The following is a 13927-nucleotide window of genomic DNA, read 5'->3' on the forward strand; positions in this document are numbered from 1 at the left end:
ATGGCTCAAATTGAATTTAATGAATTTGATTTCAGAAAAGTTCATCCAATAAAGTTACCATTCGCAGAAAAATACATATATGATGTTGACAATATTTTTTATGCAGATACAGGACTATTGGATGCAAGACAAACAAATATGTTCTTTCAAGAAGCAGGAAGAATGTTGATTAACGCTATTAACTTATTTTGTGATGGATATTTTGATTGTGCTTTTTACAGTTTACGCCAGTCTTTTGAAATATCAGTAACTTCTTTATATTTGAATGAAAATAAATCTATCATAGATAAATGGAATAAAAAACAAAGTGGGTTTGAGCAACACACTATGGTTAAATCCTTAAAAGAACAATTAGAAGATTACAAGGAACTAAGAGAAGGATTACTCAAACCATATTTTGAGAAACTACGTTCTATTATGGAAAAAATGAATAAATATATCCATAAACAGGGATTTTCTACAATGTATACTATGAGATATAGTTTTGAAGGGCGTAAAATATATAAAGAAGAACAATTGATAAAATTTTTCACCTATTGTTTAAAGGCTTGTATTGGTGCTGTTGCTATATGGAGAATTGTTATAAACCCAATGCCTGCATTATTAAACGATGAGACTATTTTTCGAAAAACACGTGAAATGATTACAGAACCATATAGTGATGAATTTATCGAAACATATATAGGAAATGATATATTTGAGTTATATAAGCAATCAACTCTCTATAAAGAATATTACCAATATTTCAATCAGTATGAGGAACAGAACGAAGCTGTATTTTATCTTATTCATTATCAATGTATAAATAGAAATAACCTTGATGATATTTATAAGCAAATTCATCTATTAGACATTAAAGAAAGAATTGCAGTATTATTTATAACATTCTCAGAACATATAACAAATATCATATTTGGTAATGGTCTTTTTAACTTTACATCCAATATTGTTTTTAAAGGAGATGATAAATCTATTACATATGGAGAAGGAATATATGATAATTATTTCAAAGAACATGATATAAACCAACCATACAAAGGAGGATTTATTTCCCGTTTCAAATTTAAAAACGAGAATGTAATTGCAATTCATAATGAATTGTTTCTTGCAGAAGAATTATCAGCATTCAATCTGATTAATGAGAAATGTGCAGACTATTTACAAAAAGAAAATGATAATTTTAATAGGATAATAGATGAATATACAAATACCAATCAACAAAAGATGTGATTTCCTTTAACTTTATGAATAAATCTCTATCTTTGCATTCAGAAATCGTACCCAAGATACAAACTTGTGTTGAACAGTGCAAAGCTGTGAAAACCTTATTCAAGGGACTTACATCGTAGCAAAGATATAACTTACTGAAAGATAGTGCCATATCAACCCGTTTTCGGTTGCTGGTGGCACCACTCAAATAAATACTCCCATTGAAATGATAATATTTCAATGGGAGTATTTATTTACACCCACTCCCCCTATCCCCAGCAACATGCTTTAAGATAGACTTTACTATTATCCCATGAAAAGGTCTGATAATAAAGAAATATGCCCTTCCCAGCCAATTATTGTACTTCACAACAGTAGTAATCCGAAGTTCTTGTTTTCCTTCGTGATATTCCCCGCACCACATGGACACATGGAAATCAAGATGCTTATCCAGCATTCCGAGAATTTCTTCATGCAGATTTTTATCCAAGACCATATCTGTAAATCTGGTTGCTGTATCCAGTCCTAATGGCTTTACAATCGCATTCCTGAAATTCATGAGCCAACCAATCCATTTAGGAAATCGGCTGAAGGCAAGATTGCGAAAATCTTCCGGTGTCAATGCCTGCCCAGTGACCATCACTTTAGAAAAAGAATCTATATAATTTACAGGAAAATAATTCTTTATTAAGCTGTCTGCCGGTATATCTTTCATCTTATCACATATTGAATTTATTACTCGTTTGCTTTTCATTCACGACGTCCCCAATGACACGGCCTACAAAGGTAGCCACTTAATCCAACCCTACAACATATTCTTAGAAATAATATTATCCCGTAAAAGATAAAGCTCAAAAGAAAATTATCAGTTATCTTTGTTCCATGACTACCAACAAGACAACTCCCAAAGAATTATGGGCAAGACAGCAGATTAGCGGTCCCGATGTAGACTATGATTTGTGGAACAAGAAAAGAATATCCGTGCAAGCGTTCTCACAAATGAGTCAGAACTGTATTTTTACAGTTGACGTATTTAAAGAAAGATACGATTTTGCATCCGACAGTTTTGCCCATCTTTTCGGATACAATCCCACTTGGATAAAGACAATCAGGCAACAAGGCGATTTACTGGAAGAGAGAATACACCCTGATGACAGAATTCAACTCACAGAATGCCAAATCGAGCATGGACAGTTCATCTACTCACTCCCACCGGAAGAAAGAAATGACTACCGGCAAATATTTCAATTCCGTATGTTGAATGCACGGCAACAGTATATCAATGTAAGCAGCCGGCAACAAATCATAGAAACAGACCGGAATGGTAAAGCCTGGATAATCATGGGAGTAATGGACATACTTCCCGACCAGACCCCTATCGAAAGAATCAAACGGACGGTGGTGAACAGAAAAACGGGAGAGATACTTCCAACATGCACTGTTTCTCCCGACAAACAATTATCCAACCGGGAGAAAGAAATATTACGACTCATCCGACAAGGTTTTCTAAGCAAGGAAATCGCTTACCAGCTGGGAGTGAGCATCTATACTGTGAACAATCACCGGAAAAACATCCTAAGCAAGTTAGATGCCAACAATATAATGGAAGCCATCCATATAGTAGAAAATCTTAGTATCTACCTCTAAGATTACGGAAGCCAACCGAGACTGTCCGCCAACTGATTTGTTTTGCGCCACTCTTCAAGCTCCTTATAAGTGCGGACACCTCCCGTAAAGACAGCATGATAAATCTCTATACCTGGAATCGTTACACCATCCGGCACATCGAATTTGATTTGCAATATCGTTTTCCTAATTTCAGGAGTAAGGCGCTCCGCAATAGCGGCAGTCACCTTTTCTACAACACCATCATACCTGGAACCTTTCCGGATGTGAATCATATCAAACTTCCAAGTATTCTGTTCTCTATCCTTATATAAAGCATGCCACTCCATGCACTCTTCCTCCGTATGGATAAGGTTCCTATATTGTATTTCCTGCAAAGGCAACCGTTCCGCAAGTTCCCGGAGGACCGAAAAACTCTCTCCTACATCCAACCTATCGGTATAAATATGGATATCTATATCCCTACTTTTCGCCAACAGCCCGGTACGGAGTGAGCCCACCAAATGAACGGTTGCTCCAATGCGCTCCCATGCTTCAATAATACGGGTATCTTCCAATACTTTCCATGCAGATTGCTGATTCTGCCTTGCAAGCTCATGAATATCCATTTACCTCCACTTTTTTGAATGTGCAAAGATATAAAACTCCCCAATATATAGCTATAAATAGCCATTTCCCTTCCCGATACAATACACTAATTTTGCACACTGTCTTATTTTTAGCAACAACTAATTATGGCATTCAATCAAACAGAGAAACAAGAGAAAGAATATTTAAAGCAAATAATCAGTTTTCTGAAAAAGGTTATCGGTAATACCGACGCATCAGTGAAAGACCACGTCGACACCTTGGCAGAATACAAAGACTATATCTGGTCCAACAAAGACATCGACCCGCACGAGATACGCTCCATGCGCGAAAGCATCCTAAACCATTTTGCCTTGGGGGAAAGTGTAATCAACAAGCGTAAGCGGCTCACCAAGATACTTGCCATTCCTTACTTCGGACGAATTGATTTTTTGGAAAAGAAAGAAAACAGCAAAGTGATGCCTATCTATATAGGCATCCATACCTTCTATGACCCGGAAAGTCGAGCTACCCTTATCCATGACTGGCGAGCACCTGTTTCGAGCATGTTCTATGACCATGAATTAGGAGAAGCAGGCTATCGGTCTCCATCGGGAGAGATTAAAGGAGAAATTTCCCTAAAACGCCAATACAGAATTCGGGGCGGCAAAATGGAATTTATGATTGAAAGTGCCCTGACCGTCCATGACGACATTCTGCAAAAAGAGTTAAGTTCCAATGTAGATGACAAGATGAAAAATATCGTTGCCACCATCCAACGGGAACAGAACCAGATTATCCGCAACAAAGATATCCGCACGCTTATTATTCAAGGAGTGGCCGGCTCTGGAAAAACATCCATAGCCCTGCACCGCATAGCCTACCTGCTCTATACCTTCAGAGACAGCATCTCGTCAAAAGATATTCTGATTGTCTCCCCCAACAAAGTGTTTTCCGATTACATCTCCAACGTCCTCCCCGAACTTGGGGAAGAAACCGTGCCCGAAACCAGTATGGAACAAATACTCTCCGGAGTGTTGGAACACAAATATAAGTACCAAACATACTTCGGGTTAGTGAATGAACTGTTAGAGAAGCCATCCTCAAGCCTCATCGACAGAATAGCCTATAAAGCCTCTTTCGGTTTCATTTCAGAGCTTGACAAGTTTATCCTCCACATAGAGAACACCTACTTCAAGGCAGCAGATGTGAAGCTGACCAAATACATCACCATACCTGCCCCGTTTATCGAAGAACAGTACCTACGTTTCAACCGTTACCCCATACGCCGACGATTTGAAGCTATGGCTGATTATATGCTGGATATGTTGAAAATACAATACGCCTTTACGGTAACCACCGCCGGAAGAAACCTTCTGAAGAAAGAAATCAGACTAATGTTTGCAGGTAATAACGACATTCAAGTCTACAAAGATTTCTTTAAATGGACAAATAATCCCGGAATGTTCAAAATGCGAAAGGGACATACACTCGAATACTCAGACTTGGCACCGCTGGCATACCTACACTTGGCATTGGAGGGAAACGGGAACCAGCCATGCAGAGTCAAACATCTGTTGATAGATGAGATGCAGGACTATTCGCCCATACAGTACAAGGTAATACAGAAACTCTTTCCATGCCGGAAAACCGTGTTGGGCGATGCAGGACAGTCCGTGAATCCTTATGGCTCATCCACAGCAGAAACTATCCAAAAGTCACTTACTGCAAGTGAAATCATGAAATTGTGTAAGAGTTATCGTTCCACCTTCGAGATTACGGATTTTGCGCAAAAGATTCATCCCAACGCAGAGCTGGAACCGGTTGCCCGGCATGGAGAAAAGCCACAAATCCTGCAGTTCGGCAGTGCCGTAGAAGAACTGTCCGGCATTATGGGACTAATCTCCACTTACCGGAAATCCGGATATAAATCTCTTGGCATCATATGCAAGACGGAGCAGCAAGCCAAGGAGATGGCAGACATGCTGAAATCATATGCCAATGATATCAGCTTCCTATCAAGTCAAAGCTCCGCATTTGTGCAAGGCATCGTCATCACCTCTGCCCACATGGCAAAAGGGCTTGAGTTTGACGAAGTCATTATTCCACAGACGGATGAGAGAAATTACCGTTCGGAAATTGACAAGAGTATGCTTTATGTAGCTGTAACCAGAGCTATGCACCGCCTAACCTTGACATTTCACGAGGCAAGACCGGCAACTCACTGATGATGGATTATTAAGGAAATCTATCCCAACAGCCTTGTACAAGATGCGGCAAGTAACGGCGTATCTCATCAATCGACCAATCCCACCATTGCAGCCGCAATAATTTCTTCACCACATCCTCATCAAAACGTTTCCTGATTTCTTTGGCAGGAGTTCCCCCTACAATTGTATAAGGGGGAACATCTTTAGTCACAACAGCACGTGCACCAATAATCGCCCCATCTCCTATATGAACACCAGCCATTATCACCGCTTCATAACCAATCCAAACATCATTACCTATTATAATATCTCCTTTGTCATCCCATGCATCCGTTATGTCCGATTTCTTCAATCCCCACTCTTCGTAAAATAAAGGAAATGTATAAGTAGACAGAGATTTCAACGTATGATTGGCACAGTTGAACAGAAATTTCGTACCGCAAGCAATGGAACAGAATTTACCAATAACCAGCCTCTCCTGATGGATGGGGTAATGATACAGCACATTGTTTTTCTCGAACAACAAAGGGTCAGCTACAAAATCATTATAAATAGTATAGTCACCAACCTCTATTCGAGGATCCTTTACAACAGCATTAAGATATACGGTTTGCTTATCTCCCGTACGCGGATATATTTTAGTCATCATAATTCGATATGTTTCTAATATTGTTTACTTCTTAAATAGAAAACCGATTGCAGTGCCAGCAAAATCACAAAAAGGTATTCTGCCGTTAAGTAAATAGCCAAGGATGCATGAGTGCAAGCGCTTAACCAATAAAGATACCCCAGATACACGACAGTGGTAGTCACTTGGAAAAGAAAAGTAATCCGGGTTTTACCGGTTCCTCCAACTGCGTTGAGATATACATAGCCTGGCAAGGCAAAGGTATAATTCAGCAACGTCACAACAAAAGGGATGAAAGCCTGCTCTGTTAACAGTTCGTTATCTGTATAGATTCCTATTATCAAGCGATTATAACATACAGCTACCCCTATCAGTGGAAATCCAGCAGAATAGCCCAACCTCAGTATCTTACGGCAGATAATGAAAACAGCCCTCCTTTCTCCAGCCCCAATCGCATTACTGACCAGCGAACCCGTAGTGACCGCAAAAGAATTGACTATTACAAAAAAGACAGCAGATACACTTCGCGTAATATTGGAAATGGCTAATTCCGTTTTACCCAAATGTTCCACCGCCACAAAGAACAAGAACCACGGAGCCACGCTGATAAAGGCATGAAGCATGCTCCATACCGACAAGCTCAGCACATCCACCAACAGCTTTCCGTCATATACCGGTTTCAATCCATATTTCCCTTTATCTATTTTCAGCCATACATAGAAAAGAAGCATCACCAAAGAACCCATCTCTGCCAGAGAAGAAGCAATGGCAGCTCCCGATATTCCCAGTCCTCCAACGAATATCAGAATATAATTCAAAGGAATATTAATCACTACTGCAACGGCAGCAGCCCACGATAATGCCCGAGTGCATGTTATTCCCACAAGAAAAGAACGGATAACCAAAAACGGAAACGAAAACAGCAAACCGAAACTGCGCCAGTCCAGATACTGAATTACAGCCCGATAAATCTCCGGTGAGGAAATCAACCTTCCCAATATGAAAGGAGAACTTGCCTGCATCAGCAGACAAAGCAAAATGGCCAATCCCGATAAAAAGAAGAAACCTTGAAAGAATATCTTTCCAGCCTTACCATAGCCACATTCTCCATTCCTTCGAGCAATCATCACCTGCAATCCGATACTAAACCCAAACCCAAGCATGTAGACCGCCAAATAATAAATCCCTGCAATGGCAGATGCTCCCAATTCCACCTCGCCAACGTGACCTAAGAAAACAGCATCGGTTATATTTATCAGCTGCTCCATCAAAATGCTCATCATTACCGGAAAGTTGATAATCCATATCTGTTTATATGTATAATGCATTGCTCAACAATAAAATAGCACAAAACAACACACTGTACAAGTACAGCATGCCATCCTGCAAATTCATGAATAAAAGGATACACAATCTCTGTGGCAAACGGGTCATCGTTTGCCAGATAGCTGAATAGCTTTATCAAGCAGGGCTATTCGTTGAGCGTAGCTATATACAGAGCTTCATAAGAGGTGAATATGTTTGTTCATTCAATATATAGTGCAAAAATATAGAAAAAAAGTGCCAAAGTTCAGTTTAGGGCATAAAAAAAGGAGTACCGCTGTACTCCAACCTTTGTTAACCTTAAATCTAATACTATGAAAAACACATTGCAAATGTACGGACTTTTGGGACATTGACAAACTTTCCAAGAAAAAAAGCATGTTTCATAACACATTTTAATAAGATTAATGCTCGTTTTCACGTCCTTTTTCACTTTTTCTGCTTCAAAGTAGAAAAGAAGGTATAGCATCACGTAAAAAAATGAGCAAGTTCTTTCCATTATACTCCCAGTTTGCATTATCTTTGCACTAACACGAAGATAAGCTGCACCTCAGCATAAAAAATGAACGAGTTCATTTTATTCTGCATTCGGTTTGCACTATCTTTGTAGTGAGATTAACAAGAACTTATATATGCCAGACTATGATTTAATCGCCATATTAGGACCTACCGCCTCAGGAAAGACTCCATTTGCAGCCGCCTTGGCCGCCGAACTCCATACGGAAATCATCAGTGCCGATTCACGGCAAATCTATCGGGGGATGGACCTGGGCACCGGCAAAGACCTTGCCGACTATACCGTCGACGGGAAACAGATTCCCTATCACCTCATCGACATAGCCGACCCGGGCTATAAGTACAATGTTTTCGAGTATCAGCGTGATTTCTTGAATGCTTACGAGACTATTAAACAAAAAGGTTGCCTGCCCGTTGTATGTGGAGGAACCGGAATGTATCTCGAATCAGTGCTGAAAGGCTACCGTCTGCTGCCCGTACCCGAGAATCCCGAGTTGCGCACCCGTCTGGCAGACAAATCGCTGGAAGAACTGACCGACATACTGAAAGGTTACAAAAGCCTGCACAATACTACGGACGTAGACACAGCCAAACGTGCCATACGAGCCATCGAAATCGAAGAGTATTATGCCCATACCCCAGTAGACGAACGCTCCTTCCCCCAGCTGAACAGCCTCATCATTGGTGTGGACATCAACCGGGAACTGCGTCGGGAGAAAATCACCCGCCGCCTGCACCAGCGTCTGGAAGAAGGAATGATAGACGAAGTGCGTCGTCTGATAGAGCAAGGCATCCAACCGGATGACCTCATCTATTACGGACTGGAATACAAGTATCTGACACTTTATGTCATCGGCAAGCTGACCTATGAAGAGATGTTCACGCAACTGGAAACAGCCATCCACCAGTTTGCCAAACGCCAGATGACCTGGTTCCGCGGTATGGAACGGCGTGGATTTACCATCCATTGGATGAATGCCCGATGGCCGATGGAAGAAAAGATAGCTTTTGTAAAGAAGAAGTTGGAAGGATGATGAAATGATGAAGAACCGGGTGATTTAAATCGTAAACTGTAAATAGTCAAATTGTAAATAGAATCATGAGTGCAGAACCCGAAAAGTTGGGAGTAATATACAACCCCAAGGCCGGAACGCGGAAAGTGCAGAAACGGTGGAAAGAAATCAAAGAATACATGGACAGCAAAGGTGTGCCTTACGACTATGTGCAGTCCGAAGGATTCGGTTCGGTAGAGCGTCTGGCAGGTATCCTTGCCAACAACGGCTACCGCACCATTGTTGTAGTAGGCGGTGACGGCGCACTGAATGACGTCATTAACGGCATCATGCTTTCCAATGCACCGGACAAGGAGAATATAGCCATCGGCATCATCCCCAATGGTATAGGAAATGACTTTGCCGACTATTGGGAAATGAGTTCGGACTACAAGAAAGCGGTGGATTGCATCATCAACAACCGCCGCCGGAAAATAGACGTGGGTACCTGCTATTATTACGACGGTGAAAAGCATCTGACACGCTACTTTCTCAATGCCATCAACATAGGTCTGGGAGCCCGTATCGTGAAAATCACCGACCAGTGCAAGCGTTTTTGGGGAGTGAAATTCCTCTCCTACTTCATGGCACTGCTATCCATTATCTTCGAACGTAAGTTGTACCGCATGCATCTCAAGATAAACGGCGAGCATATACGCGGACGCATCATGACTGTCTGCATAGGCAGTGCGTGGGGATACGGCCAGGCGCCGAGCGCAGTGCCCTATAATGGCTGGCTGGATGTTTCCGTCATTTACCGTCCCGAATTGCTGCAACTATGGTCGGGGCTATGGATGCTTATCCAGGGACGGATTCTGAACCATAAGGTAGTGATGCCCTACCGTACGCAAAAAGTAAAAGTGCTGCGTGCGCAAAATGCCTCTGTCGATTTGGACGGACGTATTCTCGACCGTCATTTTCCACTGGACATCAGCGTACTGCACGAAGCGATAACATTGATTATACCCAATTGAAAATACTTAATCAGTAACAACCTATGATTGAATTAAAGAATAATCCTACCGGAAACTTCTTCCTACTGGCAGGTCCTTGTGTCATTGAAGGAGAAGAAATGGCAATGCGCATTGCCGAACGTATCGTGACCATCACAGAAAAACTGCAAATCCCATACGTATTCAAAGGGTCGTACCGTAAAGCCAACCGTTCGCGTCTGGATTCCTTTATGGGTATCGGTGACGAAAAGGCGCTGAAGATACTGCAAAAAGTGCACACCACTTTCGGAGTACCTACCGTAACCGATATTCATGCCGCCGAAGAAGCCACCATGGCTGCCGAATATGTGGATATTCTGCAAATTCCCGCCTTCCTCTGCCGGCAGACAGACCTGCTTGTAGCCGCCGCCAAAACCGGAAAAACCATCAACATCAAGAAAGGGCAGTTCCTCTCTCCGCTTGCCATGCGCTTTGCGGCTGATAAAGTAGTGGAAGCAGGCAATAGGAACGTCATGCTGACGGAACGCGGAACTACTTTCGGTTATCAGGATTTAGTCATCGACTATCGCGGCATCCCCGAAATGCAGACCTTCGGTTTCCCTGTCATCCTGGATGTAACCCACTCCCTGCAACAGCCCAACCAGACCAGTGGTGTCACGGGAGGTATGCCGCAACTTATCGAGACCGTAGCCAAAGCCGGTGTTGCCGTAGGTGTAGACGGACTGTTCATCGAAACCCACGAAAATCCCGCCGTAGCCAAGAGTGACGGCGCCAACATGCTGAAACTCGACCTGCTGGAAGACCTGCTGACCAAATTGGTCCGCATCCGGAAAGCAGTCAGATAAATTCCATTTATCCGGAATGGAATCCGAAAAAAACAACAGAAGTTGTGATTTATCTAAGGGCTGTCCGACAGATAGTTCAAGAACAATTTAAATTCATAATAATATGAAACATCTATTACGTGGTTTATGGATTGTAGCGTTAATTCTTTGCTGCAATTTTCAGCAGGTATTTGCACAGCAAATGCCGCCTATCCCGGTCGACAAAAATGTCCGTATCGGAAAGTTGGACAACGGATTGACCTATTATATCCGCAAGAACAGCCAGCCTGCAAACCGGGCCGACTTTTACATTGCCCAAAAGGTAGGCTCCATTCAGGAAGAAGCCGACCAGCGCGGCCTTGCCCACTTCCTGGAACACATGTGTTTCAATGGAACGACCCACTTCCCCGGTGATGCACTGAAGCAATACCTGGAGCGTATCGGGGTGAAATTCGGTGAGAACTTGAACGCCTATACTTCCGTAGACGAAACCGTATACAACATTTCCAATGTGCCGGTCACTACTCCGGGAGCCATCGACTCCTGCCTGCTGATTCTGCACGACTGGAGTAACGATTTGACCCTGGACCCGAAGGAAATAGACAAGGAACGCGGAGTCATCAACGAAGAATGGCGCACCCGTATGAGCGCCATACAACGCTTCCAGGAGAAGATGCTTCCAGTCATGTTCGAAGGAACGAAGTATGCCACTTGTTTCCCTATCGGAACGATGGAGGTCGTTATGAACTTCAAACCGCAAACTTTGAGAGACTACTATGAAAAGTGGTACCGTCCGGACCTTCAGGGTATTGTGGTAGTTGGCGATATAGATGTGGACGCCATCGAAGCCCGAATCAAGAAAATATTTTCTGATATTCCCGCCCAGCCCAATGCTGCCAAACGCGAGTACTATCCGGTAAACGACAACAAGGAGCCTATTGTATTGGTTTATCAGGACAAGGAACAGTCCAATGTACAAGCCCTCATCTTCAACAAGCACGAAGCCACTCCTGACGAGCAGAAAGGCGACATGGGCTATCTGGTACAGAATTATGCAACCACGCTCATCAACAATATGCTGAATGCGCGTCTGAACGAATTGGTACAGACCGCCAATCCTCCTTATATATATGCCGCCACTTATGACGATGATTTCTTTGTTGCCAAAACCAAAGATGCCTTCACCGGTGTCGTTGTCTGCAAGGAAGATGCCATAGAAAATGGAATAGCCACTCTCCTGCGCGAAACAGAACGCGCCCGCCAATTCGGCTTTACGGAAACGGAATACAACCGTGCCCGTGCCGAATATCTGCGCCAACTGGAATCTGCTTATAACGAGCGTGACAAACGCAAGAATGAAGAGTACGTGGATGAATATGTCCGTCATTTCCTCGATAACGAACCGATTCCAGGCATCGAAAACGAATACGCCATCATCAATCAGATAGCTCCCGCCATTCCGGTTGCCGCACTGAACCAGATGATGCAAGCCCTCGTGACAGACAGTAACCAGGTAGTCGCAATTCTCGGTCCGGATAAGGAAGGATTGAAAATGCCGACAGAAGATGCAATCAAGAAGATACTGAAAGATATTAAAGCTGAAAAACTGACTGCCTACGTAGACAAGGTATCGGATGAACCTTTGATGGCCGAAGCCCCGAAAGGCGGAAAGATTGTATCCGAGCAGACAGATGATATATTCAGCACTACAACGCTGACACTCTCCAACGGAGTCAAGGTCATTATCAAGAAGACAGACTTCAAGGCAGACGAAATCCGCATGAAGGGAGTCAGCCTGGGCGGCAGTTCCTTGTTCCCCGACTCGGAAATCATCAACATCAACGGACTGGATGCAGTGAGTATCGGTGGTCTGGGTAATTTCAGTGCCGTAGACCTGGAAAAAGTTCTGGCTGGCAAGAAAGCTTCCGTCAGCTATGGTATCGGTGACAAGACAGAAACCGTCAATGGCAGCTGTTCACCGAAAGACTTCGAGACAATGATGCAGCTCACTTACTTGACGTTCACCGCCCCGCGCCGTGACGACGATGCCTTTGCATCCTACAAGAACCGCAACAAAGCTGCTTTGCAAAATATGGAAATGAATCCCCAGGTGGCGTTCAGTGACTCTGTCTCGGCCGGTATTTACATGCACCATCCCAGAAGAGCCAGAATAAAGGCGGACATGATTGACAAGATGGATTATAACAAGATTCTGTCTATGTATCAAGACCGCTACAAAGATGCCAGCGATTTTACCTTTATCTTTGTAGGAAATGTGAATGTGGAGGAAATGAAACCGCTCATCGCCGAGTACCTGGGTGCACTGCCTGCCATCAACCGCAAGGAAACATTCAAGGACAATAAAGTCGACATGCGCCAAGGAATTTACAAGAATGAGTTCGTAAGGAAGCAGGAAACTGCTAAAGCGTCGAATTTTGTCCTGCTGAGCGGTGACTGCAAGTACGACCTGAAAAATGACATCCTGCTGGATATGACCAGCCAGATTCTTGACTTGGTTTATACAGCCAAGGTACGTGAAGACGAAGGTGGCACTTACGGTGTATATGTAGGCGGCCAGTTAAGCAAATATCCGAAAGAAAAGGCCCTTCTGCAGATTATATTCGAAACCGCTCCGGCAAAAAGAGAAAAGTTGATGCAGATTATCTTTACAGAACTCGACAACATCGCCAAAGCAGGTCCGTCGGAAGGAGATCTGAATAAAGTGAAAGAGTTCATGCTGAAAAAACACGCCGAAGACTTGAAGGAGAACAGCTACTGGCTGGGAAGTATTGACGAATACCTGTTCACCGGTATGAATCCGATAAAGGATTACGAACAGATAGTCAACAGCATTACCGTGAAGGACATCCAGAAGTTCACCGACGACTTGTTCAAGCAGAAGAATGAGATTGAGGTATCAATGATCAGTCCTGAAACTCCTGACAAAGAATAAGAGAGCCATACACACAGAAGGCTGCGTTGTTTAAAAGGCAGCGCAGCCTTTTTTATACAAACTCTA

The 13927-nt window shown here is 43.0% G+C and carries 11 protein-coding genes; 7 read left to right on the forward strand and 4 right to left on the reverse strand.

The features are described from left to right. Entirely contained in the window at nucleotides 1-1230 is a 1230-nt protein-coding gene (locus HUX74_RS04415) for a hypothetical protein (RefSeq protein WP_174646274.1), read from the forward strand. A gap of 229 nt (nucleotides 1231-1459) precedes the next feature. Here the strand turns inward: HUX74_RS04415 and HUX74_RS04420 are convergent, their stop codons facing one another. Next, on the reverse strand, nucleotides 1460-1924 hold the full coding sequence (locus tag HUX74_RS04420; protein ID WP_138345122.1) for a DUF2867 domain-containing protein: 465 nt from the start codon (nucleotides 1922-1924) through the stop codon (nucleotides 1460-1462). A gap of 167 nt (nucleotides 1925-2091) precedes the next feature. Here HUX74_RS04420 and HUX74_RS04425 point away from each other — a divergent pair, with 167 nt between their 5' ends. Then, entirely contained in the window at nucleotides 2092-2856 is a 765-nt protein-coding gene (locus HUX74_RS04425) for a LuxR C-terminal-related transcriptional regulator (protein ID WP_174646275.1), read from the forward strand. 2 nt (nucleotides 2857-2858) lie between these two features. On the opposite strand, the gene HUX74_RS04430 is transcribed toward HUX74_RS04425, so the two are convergent. Next, entirely contained in the window at nucleotides 2859-3443 is a 585-nt protein-coding gene (locus tag HUX74_RS04430; protein ID WP_117601102.1) for a nucleotidyltransferase domain-containing protein, read from the reverse strand. Nucleotides 3444-3569: 126 nt separating this feature from the next. On the opposite strand from HUX74_RS04430, the gene HUX74_RS04435 reads away from it, so the two are divergent. Beyond that, complete coding sequence (locus HUX74_RS04435; RefSeq protein ID WP_174646276.1) at nucleotides 3570-5630, forward strand: 3'-5' exonuclease; 2061 nt, start codon at nucleotides 3570-3572, stop codon at nucleotides 5628-5630. 10 nt (nucleotides 5631-5640) lie between these two features. Here HUX74_RS04435 and HUX74_RS04440 read toward each other — a convergent pair whose 3' ends face one another. After that, complete coding sequence (locus HUX74_RS04440; RefSeq protein ID WP_138345117.1) at nucleotides 5641-6261, reverse strand: CatB-related O-acetyltransferase; 621 nt, start codon at nucleotides 6259-6261, stop codon at nucleotides 5641-5643. 14 nt (nucleotides 6262-6275) lie between these two features. Beyond that, complete coding sequence (locus HUX74_RS04445) at nucleotides 6276-7568, reverse strand: MATE family efflux transporter (protein ID WP_138345115.1); 1293 nt, start codon at nucleotides 7566-7568, stop codon at nucleotides 6276-6278. A 627-nt stretch (nucleotides 7569-8195) separates the two neighbouring features. Here HUX74_RS04445 and miaA point away from each other — a divergent pair. The 4 genes from miaA to HUX74_RS04465 all read left to right on the forward strand — a co-directional run bounded on the left by miaA (nucleotide 8196) and on the right by HUX74_RS04465 (nucleotide 13861). After that, entirely contained in the window at nucleotides 8196-9113 is a 918-nt protein-coding gene (gene miaA / locus HUX74_RS04450) for a tRNA (adenosine(37)-N6)-dimethylallyltransferase MiaA (RefSeq protein WP_119961238.1), read from the forward strand. A gap of 65 nt (nucleotides 9114-9178) precedes the next feature. Further along, nucleotides 9179-10105 carry a diacylglycerol kinase family protein gene (locus tag HUX74_RS04455; protein WP_005828845.1) on the forward strand — a complete coding sequence of 309 codons (927 nt, stop codon included), beginning with the start codon at nucleotides 9179-9181 and terminating at the stop codon, nucleotides 10103-10105. Between the two features lie 23 nt (nucleotides 10106-10128). Further along, entirely contained in the window at nucleotides 10129-10929 is an 801-nt protein-coding gene (gene kdsA, locus HUX74_RS04460) for a 3-deoxy-8-phosphooctulonate synthase (protein ID WP_016272640.1), read from the forward strand. A gap of 103 nt (nucleotides 10930-11032) precedes the next feature. Next, a complete protein-coding gene (locus HUX74_RS04465) occupies nucleotides 11033-13861 on the forward strand; it encodes a pitrilysin family protein (protein ID WP_174646277.1) in 2829 nt (942 codons plus the stop codon). The last annotated feature ends 66 nt before the right edge of the window (nucleotides 13862-13927 follow it).

Source organism: Bacteroides sp. Marseille-P8574, from assembly GCF_902825465.1.
GTDB lineage: Bacteria > Bacteroidota > Bacteroidia > Bacteroidales > Bacteroidaceae > Bacteroides > Bacteroides uniformis.

Coding starts and splice junctions, on each gene's coding strand:
- HUX74_RS04415 (WP_174646274.1), top strand. CDS start 1: ATGGCTCAAATTGAATTTAATGAATTTGATTTCAGAAAAGTTCATCCA.
- HUX74_RS04420 (WP_138345122.1), bottom strand. CDS start 1,924: ATGAAAGATATACCGGCAGACAGCTTAATAAAGAATTATTTTCCTGTA.
- HUX74_RS04445 (WP_138345115.1), bottom strand. CDS start 7,568: ATGCATTATACATATAAACAGATATGGATTATCAACTTTCCGGTAATG.
- HUX74_RS04425 (WP_174646275.1), top strand. CDS start 2,092: ATGACTACCAACAAGACAACTCCCAAAGAATTATGGGCAAGACAGCAG.
- HUX74_RS04455 (WP_005828845.1), top strand. CDS start 9,179: ATGAGTGCAGAACCCGAAAAGTTGGGAGTAATATACAACCCCAAGGCC.
- HUX74_RS04430 (WP_117601102.1), bottom strand. CDS start 3,443: ATGGATATTCATGAGCTTGCAAGGCAGAATCAGCAATCTGCATGGAAA.
- HUX74_RS04465 (WP_174646277.1), top strand. CDS start 11,033: ATGAAACATCTATTACGTGGTTTATGGATTGTAGCGTTAATTCTTTGC.
- kdsA (WP_016272640.1), top strand. CDS start 10,129: ATGATTGAATTAAAGAATAATCCTACCGGAAACTTCTTCCTACTGGCA.
- HUX74_RS04440 (WP_138345117.1), bottom strand. CDS start 6,261: ATGATGACTAAAATATATCCGCGTACGGGAGATAAGCAAACCGTATAT.
- HUX74_RS04435 (WP_174646276.1), top strand. CDS start 3,570: ATGGCATTCAATCAAACAGAGAAACAAGAGAAAGAATATTTAAAGCAA.
- miaA (WP_119961238.1), top strand. CDS start 8,196: ATGCCAGACTATGATTTAATCGCCATATTAGGACCTACCGCCTCAGGA.